Origin of the sequence: Streptomyces sp. NPDC048277 (genome assembly GCF_040652235.1) — a bacterium.
GTDB lineage: Bacteria > Actinomycetota > Actinomycetes > Streptomycetales > Streptomycetaceae > Streptomyces.
Genome location: NZ_JBEZLQ010000002.1, coordinates 205,592 through 225,688 on the forward strand (window position 1 = coordinate 205,592; position 20,097 = coordinate 225,688).

Annotated in this window: 17 protein-coding genes and 1 riboswitch; of the genes, 13 read left to right on the top strand and 4 right to left on the bottom strand. The window is 70.0% G+C overall.

The genetic code is table 11. The features are described from left to right. The first annotated feature begins 4 nt into the window (after nt 1-4). From AB0D85_RS05595 to AB0D85_RS05620, 6 genes are all read left to right on the top strand, one after another. The gene (locus AB0D85_RS05595; protein WP_355723383.1) at nt 5-625 is read left to right on the top strand and encodes a heme-copper oxidase subunit III; all 621 of its coding nucleotides are present in this window, start codon (nt 5-7) and stop codon (nt 623-625) included. Nucleotides 626-700: 75 nt separating this feature from the next. Continuing rightward, nucleotides 701-1,513, top strand: a complete 813-nt coding sequence (locus tag AB0D85_RS05600) for a cytochrome c (RefSeq protein WP_362314030.1) — start codon at nt 701-703, stop codon at nt 1,511-1,513. Then, complete coding sequence (locus AB0D85_RS05605; protein WP_362314032.1) at nt 1,510-2,568, top strand: Rieske 2Fe-2S domain-containing protein; 1,059 nt, start codon at nt 1,510-1,512, stop codon at nt 2,566-2,568. The genes AB0D85_RS05600 and AB0D85_RS05605 overlap by 4 nt, the downstream gene beginning before the upstream one ends. Next, nucleotides 2,565-4,202 (top strand): ubiquinol-cytochrome c reductase cytochrome b subunit, encoded by a 1,638-nt coding sequence (locus tag AB0D85_RS05610; RefSeq protein ID WP_362314035.1) that lies wholly within the window; start codon nt 2,565-2,567, stop codon nt 4,200-4,202. The genes AB0D85_RS05605 and AB0D85_RS05610 overlap by 4 nt, the downstream gene beginning before the upstream one ends. A gap of 133 nt (nt 4,203-4,335) precedes the next feature. Further along, on the top strand, nt 4,336-5,400 hold the full coding sequence (gene trpD / locus AB0D85_RS05615) for an anthranilate phosphoribosyltransferase (protein ID WP_362314038.1): 1,065 nt from the start codon (nt 4,336-4,338) through the stop codon (nt 5,398-5,400). Between the two features lie 154 nt (nt 5,401-5,554). After that, nucleotides 5,555-5,671: riboswitch (SAM riboswitch) on the top strand. Between the two features lie 164 nt (nt 5,672-5,835). Next, on the top strand, nt 5,836-7,200 hold the full coding sequence (locus AB0D85_RS05620; RefSeq protein ID WP_362314041.1) for an aminotransferase class V-fold PLP-dependent enzyme: 1,365 nt from the start codon (nt 5,836-5,838) through the stop codon (nt 7,198-7,200). 118 nt (nt 7,201-7,318) lie between these two features. On the opposite strand, the gene AB0D85_RS05625 is transcribed toward AB0D85_RS05620, so the two are convergent. Together AB0D85_RS05625 and AB0D85_RS05630 are read right to left on the bottom strand one after the other, a co-directional pair. Then, nucleotides 7,319-7,600 carry an Lrp/AsnC ligand binding domain-containing protein gene (locus AB0D85_RS05625; protein WP_355723363.1) on the bottom strand — a complete coding sequence of 94 codons (282 nt, stop codon included), beginning with the start codon at nt 7,598-7,600 and terminating at the stop codon, nt 7,319-7,321. Beyond that, nucleotides 7,597-8,340, bottom strand: a complete 744-nt coding sequence (locus AB0D85_RS05630; protein ID WP_362314045.1) for a rhomboid family intramembrane serine protease — start codon at nt 8,338-8,340, stop codon at nt 7,597-7,599. Before AB0D85_RS05630 ends, AB0D85_RS05625 begins: the two co-directional genes overlap by 4 nt. A gap of 152 nt (nt 8,341-8,492) precedes the next feature. On the opposite strand from AB0D85_RS05630, the gene AB0D85_RS05635 reads away from it, so the two are divergent. From AB0D85_RS05635 to AB0D85_RS05655, 5 genes are all read left to right on the top strand, one after another. Then, nucleotides 8,493-8,732, top strand: coding sequence for a hypothetical protein (locus tag AB0D85_RS05635; protein ID WP_207821641.1), 240 nt, complete (start codon nt 8,493-8,495; stop codon nt 8,730-8,732). Between the two features lie 40 nt (nt 8,733-8,772). After that, nucleotides 8,773-10,116: an NYN domain-containing protein gene (locus tag AB0D85_RS05640; RefSeq protein WP_362314048.1), complete on the top strand. Its 1,344-nt coding sequence runs from the start codon at nt 8,773-8,775 to the stop codon at nt 10,114-10,116. A 210-nt stretch (nt 10,117-10,326) separates the two neighbouring features. Next, nucleotides 10,327-11,361 carry an NlpC/P60 family protein gene (locus AB0D85_RS05645; protein ID WP_362314051.1) on the top strand — a complete coding sequence of 345 codons (1,035 nt, stop codon included), beginning with the start codon at nt 10,327-10,329 and terminating at the stop codon, nt 11,359-11,361. A gap of 266 nt (nt 11,362-11,627) precedes the next feature. Further along, nucleotides 11,628-12,641 (top strand): NlpC/P60 family protein, encoded by a 1,014-nt coding sequence (locus AB0D85_RS05650; protein ID WP_362314053.1) that lies wholly within the window; start codon nt 11,628-11,630, stop codon nt 12,639-12,641. 30 nt (nt 12,642-12,671) lie between these two features. Next, a complete protein-coding gene (locus tag AB0D85_RS05655; RefSeq protein WP_362314055.1) occupies nt 12,672-13,868 on the top strand; it encodes a hypothetical protein in 1,197 nt (398 codons plus the stop codon). A gap of 14 nt (nt 13,869-13,882) precedes the next feature. On the opposite strand, the gene AB0D85_RS05660 is transcribed toward AB0D85_RS05655, so the two are convergent. After that, the gene (locus tag AB0D85_RS05660) at nt 13,883-15,118 is read right to left on the bottom strand and encodes a glycosyltransferase 87 family protein (RefSeq protein ID WP_362314058.1); all 1,236 of its coding nucleotides are present in this window, start codon (nt 15,116-15,118) and stop codon (nt 13,883-13,885) included. Between the two features lie 115 nt (nt 15,119-15,233). On the opposite strand from AB0D85_RS05660, the gene AB0D85_RS05665 reads away from it, so the two are divergent. Both AB0D85_RS05665 and AB0D85_RS05670 read left to right on the top strand, forming a co-directional pair. Beyond that, entirely contained in the window at nt 15,234-16,376 is a 1,143-nt protein-coding gene (locus AB0D85_RS05665; RefSeq protein ID WP_362314061.1) for a glycosyltransferase family 4 protein, read from the top strand. 127 nt (nt 16,377-16,503) lie between these two features. Continuing rightward, complete coding sequence (locus AB0D85_RS05670) at nt 16,504-18,087, top strand: GMC oxidoreductase (RefSeq protein WP_362314064.1); 1,584 nt, start codon at nt 16,504-16,506, stop codon at nt 18,085-18,087. A 24-nt stretch (nt 18,088-18,111) separates the two neighbouring features. On the opposite strand, the gene AB0D85_RS05675 is transcribed toward AB0D85_RS05670, so the two are convergent. After that, nucleotides 18,112-19,908: an AMP-dependent synthetase/ligase gene (locus AB0D85_RS05675; RefSeq protein WP_362314067.1), complete on the bottom strand. Its 1,797-nt coding sequence runs from the start codon at nt 19,906-19,908 to the stop codon at nt 18,112-18,114. Nucleotides 19,909-20,097: the final 189 nt, after the last annotated feature.

Genomic DNA, 20,097 nt, shown 5'->3' on the forward strand with positions numbered 1-20,097 from the left:
CATAATGTCGGTCGTGGCGACAGCAACGACAGTAGAAACCGGGCACGCGCACCCGTCGGTCAACCGGCCGAACCTCACCAGCGTCGGAACCATCATTTGGCTGAGTTCCGAGCTGATGTTCTTCGCGGCCCTCTTCGCGATGTACTTCACCCTGCGATCGGTGACCGGTCCGGCGCACTGGAAGGAGATGGCGAGCCATCTCAACCTTCCGTTCTCCGCGACCAACACCACGATCCTGGTGCTCTCCTCGCTCACCTGCCAGCTCGGCGTGTTCGCCGCCGAGCGCGGGGACGTGAAGAAGCTCCGGGGCTGGTTCATCGTCACCTTCATCATGGGTGCGATCTTCATCGGCGGTCAGATCTACGAGTACACCGAGCTGGTCAAGAAGGACGGGCTCTCGCTCTCCTCCGACCCGTACGGCTCGGTCTTCTACCTGACCACCGGCTTCCACGGCATGCACGTGACGGGCGGCCTCATCGCCTTCCTGTTCGTCCTGGGGCGCACCTACGCGGCGAAGAGGTTCACGCACGAGCAGGCGACCGCGGCCATCGTCGTGTCCTACTACTGGCACTTCGTCGATGTCGTCTGGATCGGCCTCTTCGCCACGATCTACCTGATCAAGTAGCCGGGCCGGCCCACGCGCCGTAGAAGCGCACAACCAAACGCATCGACGCAGAAGATCCTGACACCGGGGTAATCCGTGAAAAAGCTCTCCGCACGACGACGCCATCCGCTGGCGGCGGTCGTCGTCCTACTCCTCGCGCTGGCATGCACAGGGGGGCTGTACGCCGCGTTCGCACCCGCGGGCAAGGCGCAGGCCGATGAAACGTCCCAGTCCCTGACCATCGAGGAGGGCAAGAAGCTCTACTCGGTCGGCTGCGCCAGCTGCCACGGCACCGGCGGTCAGGGTTCGTCCGACGGACCCAGCCTGGTGGGCGTGGGCGCCGCGGCCGTCGACTTCCAGGTCGGCACCGGCCGTATGCCGGCCGCCACCTCGCAGGGCCCGCAGGTCGTCAAGAAGAAGAACATCTACACCCAGGCCCAGATCGACCAGCTCGCGGCGTTCATCGCCTCGCTGGGTGCCGGTCCCGCGGTTCCGACCAAGGACCAGTACGGCCCTGACGGTGCCGACATCGCCGCGGGTGGCGAGCTCTTCCGCACCAACTGCGCGCAGTGCCACAACTTCGTCGGTTCGGGTGGCGCGCTGACCAAGGGCAAGTTCGCGCCGAGCCTTGAGGGCGTCGACCCGAAGCACATCTACGAGGCCATGCAGACGGGCCCGCAGAGCATGCCGTCCTTCCCCGACACGACGCTGTCCGAGAAGAACAAGAAGGACATCATCGCGTACCTCGACGCGGTCAACAGCCCCAAGACGGTGAACCCCGGCGGTCTCAACCTGGGCGGCCTCGGGCCGGTCAGCGAGGGTCTGTTCGCGTGGATCTTCGGTCTCGGCCTGCTGATCGCGGTCGCCGTCTGGGTCGCCGCTCGGACCGCAAAGGCCAAGAAGTCATGAGTAGCCAAGACATTCCAGAAGAGAACCTGCCCGCTGAGCAGGACCACGCGCACGGCGCCGTGAGCGTCGCGGACGAGAAGAACCCGTTCGCGGACCCGGGTCTGCCGCCCCATGAGCACCGGATCCAGGACATCGACGAGCGGGCCGCCAAGCGGTCCGAGCGCGTCGTGGCCATGCTGTTCACGGTGTCGATGCTGGCCACGGTCGGCTTCATCGCCTCCTATGTGACGATCCCGAAAGACAAGTCGATCTTCGTCTTTCCGCTCGGTCACATCAGCGCGCTGAACTTCGCCCTGGGCCTGACCCTCGGCGCTGCGCTGTTCTGCATCGGCGCGGGCGCGGTCCACTGGGCCCGCACCCTGATGTCCGACGTGGAGGTCGCCGACGAGCGGCACGCCATCTCGGCGGAGCCGGAGGTCAAGGCCAAGGTCCTGGCCGACTTCAAGCAGGGCGCCAAGGAATCGGCCATCGGCCGGCGCAAGCTGATCCGCACCACGATGTTCGGCGCGCTGACCCTGGTCCCGCTCTCCGGCGTCGTGCTGCTGCGCGACCTCGGCCCGCTGCCCGGCACCTCGCTGCGCCACACGGCGTGGTCGAAGGGCAAGCTCCTCGTCAACATGAACACCAACGAGCCGCTGCGTCCCTCCGACGTCGCCGTCGGCTCGCTGACCTTCGCCAAGCCCGAGGGCCTGGAGGAGACCGACGAGGAGTTCCAGAACGAGATGGCCAAGGCGGCCCTGATGATCATCCGGCTGCAGCCGGACAACATCAAGGACAAGCGCGAGCTCGAGTGGTCGCACGAGGGCATCGTGGCCTACTCGAAGATCTGCACCCACGTCGGTTGCCCGATCTCGCTGTACGAGCAGCAGACCCACCACGTGCTCTGCCCGTGCCACCAGTCCACCTTCGACCTCTCCGACGGCGCCCGAGTGATCTTCGGCCCGGCCGGTCACGCCCTGCCGCAGCTGCGCATCGGCGTGAGCGAGGAGGGCTACCTCCAGGCGCTGGGCGACTTCGAGGAGCCCGTCGGTCCTGCATTCTGGGAGCGCGGATGAGCACTTCAGAAAACTCAGAGTCCCGCGAGCGCGGGAAGGCTCCGGCCGGCGAGCGTGTCGCCGACTGGGCCGACGGACGGCTCGGGATCTACTCCCTCGCCAAGTCCAACATGCGCAAGATCTTCCCCGACCACTGGTCGTTCATGTTGGGCGAAGTGTGCATGTACAGCTTCATCATCATCATCCTGACGGGTGTCTATCTGACGCTGTTCTTCCACCCGTCGATGAACGAGGTGGCGTACCACGGCAGCTATGTCCCGCTCCAGGGACAGCTGATGTCCGAGGCGTTCAACTCGACCCTGCACATCTCCTTCGACGTGCGCGGTGGTCTGCTCATCCGGCAGATCCACCACTGGGCCGCGCTGATCTTCCTCGCCGGCATGTTCGTGCACATGATGCGCGTGTTCTTCACGGGCGCGTTCCGCAAGCCGCGTGAGATCAACTGGCTGTTCGGCTTCCTGCTGTTCGTCCTGGGCATGTTCACCGGCTTCACCGGTTACTCGCTCCCGGACGACCTGCTCTCCGGCACCGGTGTCCGCTTCACCGAGGGCGCGATCCTGTCCATGCCGATCGTCGGCACGTACATCTCGTTCTTCCTCTTCGGCGGGCAGTTCCCCGGCCACGACTTCGTCGCCCGGTTCTACTCGATCCACATCCTGCTGCTGCCGGGCATCATGCTCGGCCTGATGGTGGGCCACCTGATCCTGGTCTTCTACCACAAGCACACGCAGTTCGCGGGTCCCGGAAAGACCGAGAAGAACGTCGTCGGCATGCCGCTGCTGCCGGTCTACATGGCCAAGGCCGGAGGCTTCTTCTTCCTGGTCTTCGGTGTCATCGCGGCCATCGCGGCGACCACCCAGATCAACCCGATCTGGGCCATGGGCCCCTACCGTCCGGACCAGGTGTCCACCGGCGCCCAGCCCGACTGGTACATGGGCTTCGCCGAGGGTCTGATCCGGTACATGCCGGGCTGGGAGATCAACTTCTGGGGCCACACCCTGGTCCTGGGCGTCTTCATCCCGCTGGTCCTGTTCGGTCTGGTCCTCGCGGCCATCGCGGTCTACCCGTTCATCGAGTCCTGGGTCACCGGCGACAAGAGCGAGCACCACATCCTGGACCGCCCGCGCAACGCCCCGACCCGCACCGCCTTCGGTGTCGCCTGGGTGACCGTGTACATGATCGGCCTGATCGGTGGTGGCAACGACCTCATCGCCACCCACTTCCACCTGTCGATCAACGACGTGACCTGGTTCGTCCGGATCTTCTTCTTCGCCGGACCGGTGATCGCGTTCATCATCACCAAGCGGATCTGCCTCGGCCTGCAGCGCCGGGACAAGGACAAGGTGCTGCACGGTCGCGAGACCGGCATCATCAAGCGCCTGCCGCACGGTGAGTTCATCGAGATCCACGAGCCGCTCTCCCAGGAGCAGCTGCACACCCTCACGGCTCACCACCAGTACGAGCCGGCCCAGGTCGGTCCGGCGGTCGACGAGAACGGTGTCGAGCGCAAGATCAAGGGTTCCGAGAAGCTCCGCGCCAAGCTGAGCAGCGCCTACTACGGCGAGGACAACCAGATCCCGAAGCCCACTGTGGAGGAGTACAAGGAGATCACGAGCGGCCACGGCCACCACTGATCGACGCGTCGCCACGCCACGGCGAAGGGCCCCCGTCCGGTGTACGGACGGGGGCCCTTCGCCGTGCCCGGGGCTGGATAGGGTAGGCCCTGACACTGCCTTTTTCATCGGTACGACGATCAGGAGCGGCCTTATGAGCGCTGTGACCCCCGCTGGAGGCGATATCGCGGCGGGCCGTTCCTGGCCCGGGGTACTGAACGCGCTGCTGTACGGCCAGGACCAGAGCGCCGAGGCGACGGCCTGGGCGATGGACCAGATCATGCGCGGCCAGGCGACCGACGCGCAGATCGCGGGCTTCGTCGTCGCCCTGCGGGCGAAGGGCGAGACGGTCGAGGAGATCAACGGCCTCGTCCGCACGATGTACGAGCACGCGAACGTCATCGAGGTGCCGGGCCGCACGGTCGACATCGTCGGCACCGGCGGCGACGGCGCGAAGACGGTGAACATCTCCACGATGTCGGCGCTGGTGGTGGCCGGCACGGGCGCGAAGGTCGTCAAGCACGGCAACCGTGCGGCCTCCTCCGCGTCCGGTGCCTCGGACGTCCTGGAGAAGCTCGGCGTCAACCTCGACCTGACCCCGCAGCGGGTCGCCGAGGTCGCCGAGGAGGCCGGCATCACCTTCTGCTTCGCCGTGAAGTTCCACCCGGCGCTGCGCCATGTGGGCGCCGCGCGCGGCCAGTTGGGCATCCGCACGGTGTTCAACATCCTCGGCCCGCTGACCAACCCCGCGCGGGTGCGGGCCCAGGCGGTCGGCGTCGCGGACCCGCGCATGGCACCCGTCGTCGCGGGCGTCTTCGCGGAGCGCGGCAACTCCTCCCTGGTCTTCCGCGGCGACGACGGCCTCGACGAACTGACGACGACCGCCACGTCCCGCGTGTGGATCGTCCGCGACGGCAAGGTCACCGAGGAGACCTTCGACCCGCGTGACGTCGGCATCGACCTGGTCCCGGTGGAGGCCCTGCGCGGCGGCGACCCGTCGTACAACGCGGAGGTCGCCCGCAGGCTCCTGGACGGCGAGACCGGCCCGGTACGGGACGCGGTCCTCCTGAACTCGGCGGCGGCCCTGGTTGCCCTCGATCCGGGCCCGGGAACGCTCGCCGAGCAACTCCGCGCCGGCATGGCCAGGGCGGCCGAGTCCATCGACTCGGGTTCCGCCAAGCGGGCGCTGGAGCGCTGGTCGGCGGCGACGCACAAGTAGGGGCCGCGGCCGCCGGGTCGAGGCGCGGTTCGGCACCGCCGGACCGCGCCGTCGCGGCTGATCGCCGTAGCGGCGGAGAAAAGGGAGACTCCCCTGTCCCGTCATCCGGACAGGAGTTGCGCGTCCGCGATCACTTCCCCTACGTTTTTCCCCAGGTCATGAGTGACAGTCATGAGGCCCCGGCCGACTGTCCGGCAACCCTCCGTCCGTGGCGGGGTGCCCCGGGTGAAGACCAGGCCGTAGGCAGCGAGGTCTACGGCAAGCGCGGACCCCTCGACACACCAGGGGTCCTGGTCGTACGAGGGAGCCTTCTGTGAGCAAGCGAATGCGATAGGGCGTAGAGCCCCGCCTCCGCGTACCCCTTTGCACTTTTCCCCGTGTCGTCGACGTACCGTCCGGCGCGGCGGTTCCGCTCACCCTCACAGGAGTTTCGCCATGTCCGTCTCCACCGCTGCCTCCGCCCAGTCCGTTTGTGCCCCCCTGCCCGTTCTGGGCCGGGATGTCACCGTCCCGCTCGTGACCGGCGGCGAGGTCACCTACGCCGCCCTCGACTACGCGGCCAGCGCCCCCGCCCTGCAGCGGGTCTGGGACGACGTCGCGGCGTACGCGCCGTACTACGGCAGCGTCCACCGCGGCGCCGGCTACCTCTCCCAGCTCTCCACGGACCTCTTCGAGAACGCCCGCAGGACGGTCGCCGAGTTCCTGGACTGCCGCCCGGACGACCAGCTGGTCTTCACCCGCTCGACGACCGACTCCCTGAACCTCCTGGCCCGCGCCCTCCCCGCCGACTGCCAGGTCTTCGTCTTCGAGACCGAGCACCACGCCTCCCTGCTGCCCTGGCAGGACGCGCGGGTCACCTACCTCGACGCCCCGCGCACCCCGCGGCAGGCGGTGGCGACCCTGGAGCGCGCGCTCGCCGACCGCGACCCGCACGGCCCGGCCCTGGTCTGCGTCACCGGCGCGTCCAACGTCACCGGCGAGCTCTGGCCCGTACGGGAGCTCGCGGCCGCCGCGCACGCGCACGGCGCCCGGATCGTCCTGGACGCGGCCCAGCTGGCCCCGCACCACCCCGTGTCCGTCCGTGACCTGGACGTCGACTGGGTCGCCTTCTCCGGCCACAAGCTGTACGCCCCCTTCGGTTCCGGCGTCCTCGCCGGCCGCGCCGACTGGCTGCGGGCCGCCGAGCCGTACCTCGCGGGCGGCGGCGCCAGCCGCAGGGTCACCCGGCGCGAGGACGGGGGAGTGGCCGTGGAGTGGCACGAGAGCGCCGCGCGGCACGAGGCCGGGTCGCCCAATGTCATCGGCGCCTACTCCATCGCCTCCGCCTGCAAGGCGCTGACCGAGGCCGGCTTCGACACGCTGGTCGCCCGGGAGCGGCACCTGATCGAGAAGGTGCGGGCGGGGCTGGCCGAGGTCCCGGAGGTACGGATCCTCTCCCTCTTCGGGGACGACGCCCCGCGCGTCGGTGTGATCAGCTTCGTGGTGGACGGCTGGAACAGCTCCCACTTCGCGGCCGCGCTCTCCGCCGAGTACGGCATCGGCGTCCGCGACGGCCTCTTCTGCGCCCACCCCCTGGTCCGCACGCTCCTGGGCTCCGCCCCCCAGACCCAGGGCGAGTGCGGGGCGCCGGAGGCGGCACCGGGGGAGAAGTCCCTCAACGCGATCCGCGTCAGCTTCGGCGCGGGAACGCCGGACGAGCATGTGGAGCGGTTCGTGACCGCGGTGCGGGAACTGGTGACCGACGGTGCGAAGTGGTCCTACCGCACGGAGGACGGCCGCTGCGTCCCGGCGGTGAGCTGACCTACCTGTTTTTAAGGGGCGCGGGGAACTGCGCGACCAGCCACGACGCACCCGCAGGAGACCACACCGCGGGCCGGTGGGGGCTGAGCGCGCAGTTCCCCGCGCCCCTTGCGGGGCGCTAGCTGTCCAGGCCGATCGCGAACGCCGCCTCCAGGTCGTGCTGCGAGTACGTGCGGAACGCGACGTGCGTGTCGGTGCCCTCCACGCCGGGGATCTTGCTGATGCGGCCCGGGATGACCTCGGCCAGGTCCTCGTGCTGCTGCACCCGGACCATGGCGATCAGATCGTACGTACCGGTGACGGAGAAGACCTCGCTCACACTCTCCAGCGCGGCGATCTGTTCCGCGATCTCGGGGATCCGGTCCACGCTGGTCTTGATGAGGACGATCGCGGTGATCACGGCTGGTTCTCTCCCTCGGGTGCCGGGGCTCGGGCGGTCCTCACTTTAGTCCTACGGCCGTACCGCCCCCACGCGTAGCCGAAGCCGAGTCCGAAGCCGACCAGGTGGGCGAGGTAGGCCACGCCGGGGCCCGCGGGGGCCTGGCCCAGGGCCAGCCACTGCAGGGCCGCCCAGAAGGGGAGCACCACCCAGGCCGGGAAGCGCAGGGGCAGGAAGAAGAGGAAGGGGAGAAGACTGGTCACGCGGGCGCTGGGGAACAGGTACAGGAACGCTCCGAGGACCGCCGAGATCGCCCCGGACGCCCCCACCAGCGACTGCTGGGACGTGGCGTTGGCGGCCGCGTAGCCGAGCAGCGCGAGATAGCCGCAGCCGACGTAGAAAAGGGTGAACTCCACGCGGCCCATCCGCTCCTCGGTCATCGCCCCGAAGACGAAGAGGAAGAGCATGTTGCCGAGCAGGTGCACCCAGCTGCCGTGGATGAAGAGGGCCGTGGCCGGGGTGAGCGCCTCCCGCGCCGGGCCGTCGAACAGGCCGGCGGGGACCACCCCCCAGTGCCGGAAGTACGCCCGCTGCGCGGCCGCCAGGGCCTCCCCGGTGCCGTAGGACGGCGTGAAGCCGGAGGCGGGGCCGAGCACGAAGATCAGGCAGCACACGGCGATCAGGGTGTACGTCATGGGCGCGGATGTGCCCTTCAGGCTCCGCAGGGTCCGGACGGCCGTCGTGTTCCAGTTGCCGATCATGGACATAGAGCATGGCGTAACAGGACGCACCGGTGCAGATCGCCTCGCCGCCGTGGACGGGCGGGCGTCGAGTACCCGCCAGGCCGTAGGGTTACGAGCCACACGCGCCGGGACGGCGCGTCACGGACACTAGAAGGAAGCGAACAGTCACGATGACGGTTCCCCTGCCGACCGCCACGACGCGGTGGCGCTGCACCCTCTGCGGCAACCTCACGCGCTTCGACGTGACCCGCTCGTCGAAGGTCGTCGAGTACCTGCACCTCGACCTGGCCGGGGAGCCCAAGGTCGAGGAGCGCGAGGTGGTCAGTGAGACCATCGAGTCGGTGCGCTGCCGCTGGTGCAACGCGGTGGACCAGGTGGAACTCGTGGACAGGCCGGGCGCCGACTCCTGAGACCGGGAGGCGGCCCCGCACAGGTGATGGGGTGTGACGGATGGTGGAGACCACAGGCGGGGGGCCGGGCGACGGCACCGCCGAGGTGCTTGACCGTCCGTTGCCCGACGGTGTGCGGCGGCGCGTCGTACAGATCGTGTCGGACGGTTTCGGCGGGCTGACCCTGGCCGAACTGCCCGCGCAGCTGCGGCAGTACGCCCGCTTCGCCCCGAACCGGCGGGCGAAGTTCGCCGGGAACGCCATGGCCGCGGCGCTGGAGAGCGACACCCTCTTCCGGCAGCGGATCGGGGAGAAGCTGAGAGAGGCCCAGCCGGAACTGGCCGGCGCTCTCGACTCCGGCTCCCCGCCCCCGGCCGCGGACCCGCTCGATGTGGCGGCCGCGGCCTATGTACTGCGCCCCACGGGCTGGGTGAAGCTCGTGGCGGCGGCCGGCGAGGAGGCCCAGCGGGCCGACGCCGAGCGCGCGGACGAGGAGAGCCGGGCCGAGCTGGACCGGCTGCGCGAGGAGCTGGCCCGGGCCCGGGAGCAGACCCGTGCCGAGACGGAGCGGCTGCGTGCCGAGCTGGACGCGGCGAAGAAGGAAGCGGAATCGCTTCACCGTAAGCTCCGTGCCGCCCTCAGCGACGTCAAGCGCGGCGAGGCCGCGCTGCGCAAGATGCAGGGCGAGATGGAGGCGGGGCGCGCCGAGGGGCAGGCCCAGGTGTCCGCGGCGGAGAGCGAGAGCAGACGGCTCAAGGCCCGGCTCGGTGAGGTCGAGGCCGCCCTGGAGGCCAGCCGCCGGGCCGCCCGCGAGGGACGCAGCGTCGAGGACATGCGGCTGCGGCTGCTGCTCGACACCGTCCTCGACTCGGCCCAGGGGCTGCGCCGCGAACTGGCGTTGCCGCCGGTGTCGATGCGGCCGGCCGACACCGTGGACGCGGTCGAACCGGGGCGGATGACCCCGAAGGACATCGCCGCCCGTGCGCTGTCCGAGCATGATCCCGCCATCCTCGATCAGCTGCTCGCCCTGCCGCAGGCGCACCTGGTCGTCGACGGCTACAACGTGACCAAGACCGGTTATCCGCAGATGCCGCTGGAGAAGCAGCGGCTACGGTTGCTCGGTCAGCTCTCCCAGCTCGCCGCGCAGACCGGCGCGGAGGTCACGTGTGTCTTCGACGGTGCCGAACTGGCCGCACCGGTGCTGCTCGCCCCGCCGCGCGGGGTCCGGGTGCTCTTCTCGAAGCCGGGTGTCACGGCGGACGAACTGATCCGCCAGCTGGTGCGTGCCGAGCCGCCGGGCCGTCCGGTGATCGTCGCCTCGACCGACCGCGAGGTCGCCGACGGGGTCGCCAAGGCGGGGGCCCGTCCGGTCGCTTCTGCCATGCTTCTGAAGCGACTGTCCTGAACGTTCAATACGCATATGCAATGCCCGAATTGACCGAACTGTCGCGCAACGTAGTGTCAATCGGGCATCACGGCACGTGAGTTATGTGCAAAGAGTGCGTTGCGTGACCAGATTTTTCTCTGTTGGGTTTGAACTGATCACAGGGAGGTCACTAGGGTCGGGCCTCGAACCTCCATACGGGTGATCACTCAAACGAAGGAGCCCGTCTCCGTGGCGTCCCATCGTCGACCCAAGCAGCCGAGCCGCGCACGCGTGACCGTGCTGACCACCGCAGCCGCCGCTGCCGTCGTCCTCAGCGCCAACGCCGCCAACGCGGCGCCCAGCGAGAAGCTGAGCAAGGGCGAGGTCAAGGCCAAGGTCGACAAGCTCTACGAGGAGGCCGAGCAGGCCACCGAGAAGCTGGACGGCGCCCAGGAGAAGCAGCAGAAGCTGCAGAAGGAGATATCCACGATCCAGGACAACGTGGCTCGTGGTCAGGAAGACCTCAACAAGCTGCGGGACAGCCTCGGTTCGCTGGCCACCGCGCAGTACCGCTCCGGCGGCATAGACCCGTCGGTCCAGCTCTTCCTCTCGTCCAACCCGGACGACTACCTCGACAAGGCCTCCACGCTCGACCAGTTGAGCAGCCAGCAGGTCGAGGCCCTGAAGAAGATCCAGGACAAACAGCGCGAACTCGCCCAGGAGCGGGCAGAGGCCTCCGACAAGCTCAAGGACCTCTCCGCCACCCGCGCCGAGCTCGCCAAGCAGAAGACCGCCGTCCAGGGCAAGCTCGCCGACGCGCAGAAGCTCCTCAACACCCTGACGGCCAAGGAGAAGGCCGCCCTGGACCAGGAGCAGGCCCAGGCCGCCAGCCGCGCCTCCTCCCGCGTGAACCTCGGCAACACGGGCTCCGCCTCCAGCCGGGCCGCCGCCGCCTTCGCCGCCGCTCAGACCCAGCTCGGCAAGCCGTACGTCTACGGCGCCACCGGCACCGCCTCCTACGACTGCTCCGGCCTGACCTCCTGGGCCTACGCCCAGGCCGGTGTCACCATCCCGCGCACCTCCGAGGCGCAGGCCAACGCCGGCACCCGCATCTACAGCGAGAGCGACCTCAAGGTCGGCGACCTGGTCATCTTCTACGGCGACTACCACCACGTCGGCCTCTACGCCGGCAACGGCCAGGTGCTGCACGCCCCGCACACCGGCGCCGTGGTCCGCTACGAGTCGATCAGCGACATGACGTTCGAGTTCGGCGTCCGGATCTGACCACCCCATCCGGTTAAGCCGACACCCGTACGGCCGAAGATCAACTCGACGTGGCGCCCGAACGGGCGAATCACGGCAACCGGAACTGACTCCACGCCCCGCCGATGACCTGCGTCAGCGGCGGGGCGCTCACGTTCCGTGGCCGCCGAGGACTTTGGACGGGGTGCGGTCGCGCGGTTACTGTCGGCGCGTTTCCTCCGGCGCCGGGACACCCCTGTTCACGGCACCGGGCGAAGCGGTATCTGTCCGCCAGCAGAAGGACCGCCGTGGGGTTTCATCGCCGTCTCGCACCGTCCGGGTTCGACCGGGGCGCCGGTGCCGCCCTCTGCGTGCTGTCGGCTGCGGCCGCCACGCTCGGCGCCGTACCGGCGAACGCCGCCCCGCACGGCGACGCCCGTGCCGAGGTGGACCGGCTGTACCAGCAGGCCGAGGAGGCGACGCAGGCCTACGACAAGGCCGACGAGCGGGCCGGGGCGCTGCGCCGCGAGGTGAACGACGCCCAGGACCTGATCGCCCGCCAGCAGCTGCGCGTCAACTCCATGCGGGAGGCGCTCGGTTCGCTCGCCGGTGCCCAGTACCGCTCCGGCGGCATCGACCCCACCGTGGCCCTGCTGTTCTCCGACGACCCCGAGGACTACCTCGCCAAGGCCTCCCTCCTCGACCGGATCGACGCCCGCCAGGCCGGGCAGCTCAAGGAGCTCCAGGCGGCCCTGCGCGAACTCGCCCAGGAGCGCGCCGAGGCCGCCGGGAAACTCACCGAACTGGAGCGCAGCCGCAAGGCCGTCGCCTCCCACAAGGCCACCGTGGAGGGGAAACTCGCCAGGGCCCGGCAACTCCTCGGCGGGCTGCCCGCCGCCGACCGCGCCGCCTTCGAGCACGCCTCCCGGGGCGACCGCGCCGATCTGCCCGACCTCTCCGGCGTCGTCCCCCCGAACGGCCGCGCCGCCGCCGCGCTCGCCGCCGCCCGAGCGGCCCTCGGCAAGCCCTACGTCTGGGGCGCCAGCGGCCCCTCCGGGTTCGACTGCTCGGGCCTGATGCAGTGGTCGTACGCCCACGCCGGAATCCACCTCCCGCGCACCTCGCAGGAGCAGCGCCACGCCGGCCACCAGGTCCCGCTCTCCCAGGCGCAACCCGGTGACCTGGTCGTCTACCGCTCCGACGCCAGCCATGTCGCCATGTACGTCGGCCACGGCCAGGTCATCCACGCCCCCTACCCGGGCGCCCCGGTCCGCTACGACCCGGTCGGGATGATGCCCATCTCCTCCGTCACCCGGCCCTGACTTTCGGCCCTCGGCCCGTACGATCGGAAAGTGGCTGGTCGTAGGCGGGCGTGGCGCTCAGGAGCGGTGGGGCTGTGTCTGCTGCTCCTGCCGCTGACCGGATGCGGGGGCGGACAGTCGCCGACCGCGACGGCGATGACCGAGGTGCAGCAGGTCCTGGACCGGCGCTCGGCCGCCGTCCTCGGCCACGACGAGCGGGCGTACGGCGAGACCGGCACCCGGAGCTCCTACGCCGACCTCCGCGCCGTACCGCTCGCGCAGTGGGGCTACCGGGTGACCGCCGTACACCGGGACGGCACCGGGGCCACCGCCGACGCCCGGCTCAGCTACCGGATCCAGGGCTACGACAAGGCGCCGGTGACCGCCGACCGCACGCTCACCCTCGACCGCACGGCCGACGGACAGTGGTACGTCACCGACGACGAGCCCGCCGGGAAGTCCGGCCAGCAGCTCTGGGACCAGGGCAGGGTGACCGCCGTCAGGGGCGCCCACAGCCTGGTCCTCGGCGTCGGCCAGTCCGGCACCGCGCTGCGCGCCTACGCCCGCCTCGCCGACACCGCCGTCCCCGAGGTCTCCGGCGCCTGGGGCACGGACTGGCCCCGCCACGTGGTCCTCCTCGTGCCGAAGTCGCTGAACGGTATGGCGGGCCTGCTCGGCGCCCCCGCCTCCAACTACCGGGGCATCGCCGCCGTCACCACCGGCGAGGTGGGCGGCTCCGGCGCGACCCCGGCGGACCGGGTCATCCTCAACCCGGAGGCGTACGCGGTCCTGGGCCCGGTCGGCAGACAGGTGGTGCTGACGCACGAGACGACCCATGTGGCCACCCGCGCCCACACCACGGCCGCCACCCCCCTGTGGCTCTCCGAGGGCTACGCCGACTGGATCGGCTATCTGCACACCGGCCGTACCGCGACCGAGGCGGCCCCGGAACTCGGCCGCGCCGTCCAGGCCGGGGACGCCCCCGACGGCCTCCCGGCGGACAAGGACTTCGGCTTCACCGACGACCCCGCCAAGCTGGCCCAGGCCTACGAGGGCGGCTGGCTGGCCTGCCGGATGATCGCCGCCCACTGGGGCGAGGAGAGGCTCGGCGCCTTCTACCGGGCCGTCGGCGCCCGCAAGGAGCGGGCGGGCGCGGTCGAGGAGGCACTGAAGAAGGAACTGGGGACGACCCTGCCGGACTTCACCGAGCGGTGGCGGGAGTATCTGAGGGCTCAGCTCGGCGACTGAGTCGGCCGCTCGGGTCAGGAGGAGACCGGGGTCTCCTTCGTGCGGGTCGCCTGAGCCGGGAACGGGGCGACCGGGGTGTCGGTCACCGTGGAGCGCCACAGCACCCGGGCCGCCGTGACCGTCGCCGCGACCAGCAGGCCGTTGCGCAGGAGCAGCAGCGTGACGCCGTACCAGTCGCTCACCACGATGTGCGAGAAGCCGACCGGGAACTCCAGGACCGTCACGAAGGCCGCCAGCAGGAGCAGCACCGCCGGCACGGTCATCCGGCCGGCCCGGAAGCAGAGGCAGACGGCGGCCAGGCCCACCAGCCACACCAGGTACTGCGGGCTGATCACCCGGCTGGTGACCGTGAACATCAGTACGGCGGTGAAGGCCGCGTCCGCGAGGGTGTGGGACCGGAAGCCGACCGCCGACAGCCGCCACAGCAGCAGCCAGCCGAACGCGAGCACCGTCAGCAGCAGGGCCGCCGTGCTCACCGCCTTCACCTGCGGGCCGAGGAATTCGATCGAGCCGTAGTTGAGCAGCACCTCGCCGTGCCAGCCGTAGTGCCGGGCGATGTGGAAGACGAGCGCGCCGAGCGACTCCACCTCGGTGCCCCGGTCCCGCTGGAACGTCAGGAACGAGAACGCGCCGGGCATGGCCACCGCGAACAGCGCGCCGACCGCGCCCGCCGTGAGCGCCGCCGACGCCCAGGCCCACCGCCGTACGGCTCCCACCAGCAGCAGCGCCGGCCACACCTTGACCATCGCGCCGAAGCCCACCAGCGCGCCCATGATCCTCGGATGCCGGGCCCCGGCGAGCAGCGCGGCGACGGCGACGGCGGTGACCATCAGGTCGTAGCGGGAGTAGACGGTCGGGCCGAGCAGCGGGACGCCCAGCACCCAGACCCCGGCACCGCGCAGGGTGCGGCCGGGGCGCAGGCCCGTGTAGAGGAGGAGGGCCAGGACCGCCAGGTCGGCGAGGAAGGCCAGGACGAAGAAGGCCGTCGGATAGTCCAGGAAGGGCAGCAGCCCGGGGGAGAGGATCGCCAGGGCGGCCGCGGGCGGGTACTGCCAGGTGACGTCGTCCAGGGGAAACGTTCCGTGCCGCAGGACCTCGTACCAGCCCTGGTAGATCACCGACACGTCGGTCGTGACGTCCGCGCCGGGAAACACGAACACCTTCAGCACGAACAGCAGCAGCACCAGCCGGGTGATCCCCCAGATCCCCAGCAGCACCACGAGGGCACGCTTCACGCCCGTCCTGTCCACCTGAGCCCCTTGTCCGTCGGCGTGCCGTCCCGCGTGGGAACACATGATCTCCCGCCGCCCTGTGCGGGGGCCATGAAGCACGGCCGAACACACTGTGCGGGTAGGGTCTGCGGCGATGCACAAGACCCTCATCGTGACCAATGACTTCCCGCCCCGGCCGGGCGGCATCCAGGCCTTCCTGCACAACATGGCCCTGCGGCTGGACCCCGAGCGCCTCGTCGTCTACGCGTCCACGTGGAAGCGGGGCCGGGAGGGCGTCGAGGCCACCGCCGCGTTCGACGCGGAGCAGCCCTTCACGGTCGTACGTGATCGTACGACGATGCTGCTGCCGACGCCCGGGGCGACCCGGACGGCGGTCGGGCTGCTCCGGGAGCACGGGTGCACATCCGTGTGGTTCGGTGCGGCGGCTCCGCTCGGGCTGATGGCGCCGGCGCTGCGGAAGGCCGGGGCGGAGCGGCTGGTCGCCACGACCCATGGGCACGAGGCGGGCTGGGCCCAGCTGCCCGCCGCGCGGCAGCTGCTCGGGCGGATCGGCGAGGCGACGGACACGATCACGTATCTCGGCGAGTACACGCGGTCCCGGATCGCCGCCGCGCTGAGTCCGCAGGCCGCGGGGCGGATGGTCCAGCTGCCGCCGGGGGTGGACGAGAAGACGTTCCATCCCGGGTCGGGGGGCGACGAGGTGCGGGCGCGGCTGGGGCTGAGCGATCGGCCGGTGGTCGTGTGCGTCTCGCGGCTGGTGCCGCGCAAGGGGCAGGACACGCTGATCCTCGCGATGCCGTTGATCCTGGCCGCTCAGCCGGACGCGGTGCTGCTGATCGTGGGCGGCGGGCCGTACGAGAAGGAGCTGCGGCGGCTCGCGCGGGAGACCGGGGTCGAGGAGTCGGTGCGGTTCACGGGGGCCGTGCCGTGGGCCGAGCTGCCCGCGCACTTCGGGGCGGGGGACGTGTTCGCGATGCCGTGCCGGACCCGGCGGGGCGGGCTGGATGTGGAGGGGCTCGGGATCGTGTACCTGGAGGCCTCGGCCACCGGGCTGCCGGTGGTCGCCGGGGACTCGGGCGGGGCGCCGGACGCGGTGCTGGACGGGGAGACCGGGTGGGTCGTGCGGGGCGGCTCCGTGGAGGAGGCCGCCGAGCGGATCGTCGTGCTGCTGGGGGATCCGGAGCTGCGGCGGCGGATGGGGGAGCGGGGGCGGCGCTGGGTCGAGGAGCGGTGGCGTTGGGACCTGCTCGCGGAGGGGCTGAAGGAGCTCTTGTAAAAGTCTGTTCCAAGGGGTTGCGGCAAAGGGCGTCGTACCTCTAGGCGGAAGCTGAAAATCCGCACATGCTGCGCACATGACAGCAAAACTGATGCAGCGTCAGCTGACTAGGCGTCACATTCTGGGCATGATCGCCCTCCAGACCGCCGCCGCGGCCGGTCTCACCCGGGTCGGGCTCCAGTCGGCGCAGGCAGCCGAGGAGGCCGCCGCCGTCGACAGCGCGCCCGCGATCGTGATCGGTTCGGGGTACGGCGGGGCCGTGGCCGCGCTGCGGCTCGGGCAGGCCGGGGTGCGGACCCTGATGATCGAGATGGGGCAGCTGTGGAACACAGCCGGCTCCGACGGCAAGATCTTCTGCTCCACCGCCGCCCCGGACAAGAGATCCATGTGGTTCAAGTCCCGCACGGAGGCCCCGCTCGCCACCTTCCTCTGGCTGGACGTCGTCAACAAGGACATCACCCCCTACGCGGGAGTGCTCGACCGGGTGCACTACGACAACATGTCCGTGTACGTCGGACGCGGTGTGGGCGGCGGGTCGCTGGTCAACGGGGGGATGGCGGTGACCCCGCTCCAGTCGTACTTCGCCGAGCAGTTCCCGACCGTGGACGCGAGCGCGATGTACAACACGTACTTCCCGCGCGCCCGCACCATGCTGGGCGTCAACACGATCGACAGCACCTGGTTCGAGTCGACCGAGTGGTACCAGTTCGCCCGGACCTCCCGGAAGGCCGCGGCCAACACCGGGCTCAAGACCACCTTCGTGCCCAACGTCTACGACTTCGGCTACATGGAGCAGGAGGCCGCCGGCACCGCCACCAAGTCCGCGCTCGCGCAGGAGGTCATCTACGGCAACAACTACGGCAAGAAGAGCCTCGACAAGACCTACCTCGCCGCCGCCCTCGGCACCGGCAACCTCACCATCCACACACTGGAGAAGGTGAAGGCCATCACGAGGGCGAGTGACGGGTCGTACGTGCTGAGCGTCGACCGGATCGACACGACCGGGGCCGTCGTCGAGAGCAAGCAGTACAGCTGCACCTATCTGTTCCTCGGGGGCGGCAGCCTCGGGACCACCGAACTGCTCGTCCGGGCGCGGGACACCGGTGCGCTGCCCGCGCTCAACTCCAGTGTGGGGGGCGGCTGGAGCACCAACGGCAACACCATGCTCGGGCGCGCCAACCACATCTGGGACACCACCGGCGCCAACCAGTCGACCATGCCGGTCATGGGCATCGACGACTGGGCCAACACCGACAACCCTGTCTTCGCGGAGATCGCCCCGCTGCCCATCGGGTTCGAGACCTGGGTGAGCCTGTACCTGGCGATCACCAAGAACCCGCAACGGGCGTCCTTCACCTACGACTCCGCGAGCGACGGGGTGAAGCTCGGCTGGACCGCGGCGCAGAGCGCGGTCTCGGTCGCCATGGCCAAGAAACTGTTCGACCGGATCAACTCGGCCAACGCGACGATCTACCGGTACGACCTGTTCGGCTCGTCCAGCAAGGTGTTCGCGGACGACTTCTGCTACCACCCGCTGGGCGGCTGCGTGTTGGGGCAGGCGACCGACGACTACGGCCGGGTGAAGGGGTATTCGAAGCTGTACGTCACGGACGGCTCGCTCGTGCCGGGAAACATCGGCGTGAACCCGTTCGTGACCATCACCGCGCTCGCCGAGCGGACGCTGGAACGGGTTCTCGCCGAGGACTTCTGAGCCCGAAGAGGCTTGTGAAGCCCGCTACTTCTGGTAGAGGGCCTCGATCTCGTCCGCGTAGTCCTTCGCCACCACATTGCGCTTGAGCTTCAGGGACGGCGTCAGGTGGCCCGAATCCTCCGAGAACTGGGAGGACAGAATGCGGAACTTCCGCACCGATTCCGCCTTCGACACCGCGGCGTTGCCGTCGTCGACAGCGGCCTGGATCGCCGCGATCAGATCCGGGTCGTCACGCAGCGACGCCGCGGTGGCACCAGCCGGCTTGCCGTGCTCGGCCGCCCAACGGCCCAGGAACTCCTCGTCGACGGTGACCAGCGCGCCCACGAACGGCCGCCCGTCGCCCACCACCATGCACTCCGCGACCAGCGCGTGCGCGCGGATCCGGTCCTCGATCACGGCCGGGGCGACGTTCTTGCCGCCCGCGGTGACGATGATCTCCTTCTTGCGGCCGGTGATCCTGAGGTAGCCGTCCTCGTCCAGGGTGCCGATGTCACCCGTGTGGAACCAGCCGTCGGCAAGGGCCTCGGCCGTCGCGGCCTCGTTGTTCCAGTAGCCCTTGAACAGGTGCTCGCCGTGCAGCAGCACCTCGCCGTCGTCCGCGATCCGGATCACCGAGCCGGGCAGCGGCTGACCGACCGTGCCGATCTTCTGCCGGTCCCAGGGGTTGAACGCGGTCGCCGCACAGGACTCGGTCAGGCCGTAGCCCTCCAGGACCGTGAAGCCGATGCCGCGGAAGAAGTGGCCGAGGCGCTCGCCGAGCGGGGCGCCGCCGGAGATGGCGTACTCGCCCTTGCCGCCGAGCACCGCGCGCAGCTTGCTGTAGACGAGCTTGTCGAAGGTCCTGTGCTTGATCTTCAGGCCGAGGGACGGGCCCGACGGGGTGTCCAGCGCCTTGCTGTACGCGATCGCGGTGTCCGCGGCCCTGTCGAAGATCTTGCCCTTGCCGTCCGCCTGTGCCTTGGCGCGCGCCGAGTTGTAGACCTTCTCGAAGACGCGTGGGACGCCCAGGATCAGCGTCGGCCGGAAGGCGGCCAGTTCGTCGGTGAGGTGCTTGATGTCCGGGACGCAGCCCAGCTTGATCGGCGCCATCATCGGGGCGATCTGGACCAGCCGGCCGAAGACGTGCGCGAGCGGGAGGAAGAGGAGGACCGAACACTCGCCGGTGCGGAAGAGGGGGCGCAGCCGCTCCACGATGTTCCCGCACTCGGCGAAGAAGCTGCGGTGGGTGAGCACACAGCCCTTGGGGCGCCCGGTCGTACCGCTGGTGTAGACGATGGTCGCCGGGTCGTCGGCTCTCGCCTGCGAGCTGCGCTCCTCGACGGTCGCGTCGGTGACGCCCTGGCCGAGCCGGCCGAGTTCCTCCAGCGCGCCGGCCTCGATGCCCCAGACGTGCTTGAGGGCGGGCAGCGACTCGCGCACCGACTCGACGGCGGCCGCGTGGTTGTCGAGCTCGACGATGCAGGCGGTGGCGCCGGAGTCGCTGAGGATCCACTGCACCTGCTCCGGCGAGCTGGTCTCGTACACCGGCACGGTGATCGCGCCGGCGCTCCAGATCGCGAAGTCGAGGAGCGTCCACTCGTAGCGGGTGCGGGACATCAGGCCGACCCGGTCGCCCGGCTGGATGCCGGAGGCGATGAGGCCCTTGGCGGCGGTGTGCACCTCGGCCAGGAAGGCGGTGGCGGTCACGTCCTGCCACACACCCCCGACCTTGCGGGCCATGACGGCTACGTCGGGATGCTGCGCGGCGTTTCTGCGGACGATGTCGGTCAGATTGCCGTCCGCGGGGACCTCGTACAAAGCCGGAAGGCTGAACTCGCGCAAGACTGCTGCTCCTCATAGGGCGCCGGCGCCACGACGTTGTGCGATGCGACGGTGCGGTCCAAGGCTCGGGCAGGTACTCAGGGCTTCGCCACGGGCCACATGATCCGTTGGTTGAAATCCTGAGTACGACTGGACTGCCCGGACGTTACCCGCCGGTATGGCTTCTTCGACAGGGGGTCCCGTCGAGAT

What these genes read in the sequence shown, in the direction of transcription:
- AB0D85_RS05595 (WP_355723383.1), top strand. Translation starts at nt 5, where the DNA reads ATGTCGGTCGTGGCGACAGCAACGACAGTAGAAACCGGGCACGCGCAC.
- AB0D85_RS05605 (WP_362314032.1), top strand. Translation starts at nt 1,510, where the DNA reads ATGAGTAGCCAAGACATTCCAGAAGAGAACCTGCCCGCTGAGCAGGAC.
- AB0D85_RS05610 (WP_362314035.1), top strand. Translation starts at nt 2,565, where the DNA reads ATGAGCACTTCAGAAAACTCAGAGTCCCGCGAGCGCGGGAAGGCTCCG.
- trpD (WP_362314038.1), top strand. Translation starts at nt 4,336, where the DNA reads ATGAGCGCTGTGACCCCCGCTGGAGGCGATATCGCGGCGGGCCGTTCC.
- AB0D85_RS05620 (WP_362314041.1), top strand. Translation starts at nt 5,836, where the DNA reads ATGTCCGTCTCCACCGCTGCCTCCGCCCAGTCCGTTTGTGCCCCCCTG.
- AB0D85_RS05630 (WP_362314045.1), bottom strand. Translation starts at nt 8,340, where the DNA reads ATGATCGGCAACTGGAACACGACGGCCGTCCGGACCCTGCGGAGCCTG.
- AB0D85_RS05635 (WP_207821641.1), top strand. Translation starts at nt 8,493, where the DNA reads ATGACGGTTCCCCTGCCGACCGCCACGACGCGGTGGCGCTGCACCCTC.
- AB0D85_RS05640 (WP_362314048.1), top strand. Translation starts at nt 8,773, where the DNA reads ATGGTGGAGACCACAGGCGGGGGGCCGGGCGACGGCACCGCCGAGGTG.
- AB0D85_RS05665 (WP_362314061.1), top strand. Translation starts at nt 15,234, where the DNA reads ATGCACAAGACCCTCATCGTGACCAATGACTTCCCGCCCCGGCCGGGC.
- AB0D85_RS05670 (WP_362314064.1), top strand. Translation starts at nt 16,504, where the DNA reads ATGATCGCCCTCCAGACCGCCGCCGCGGCCGGTCTCACCCGGGTCGGG.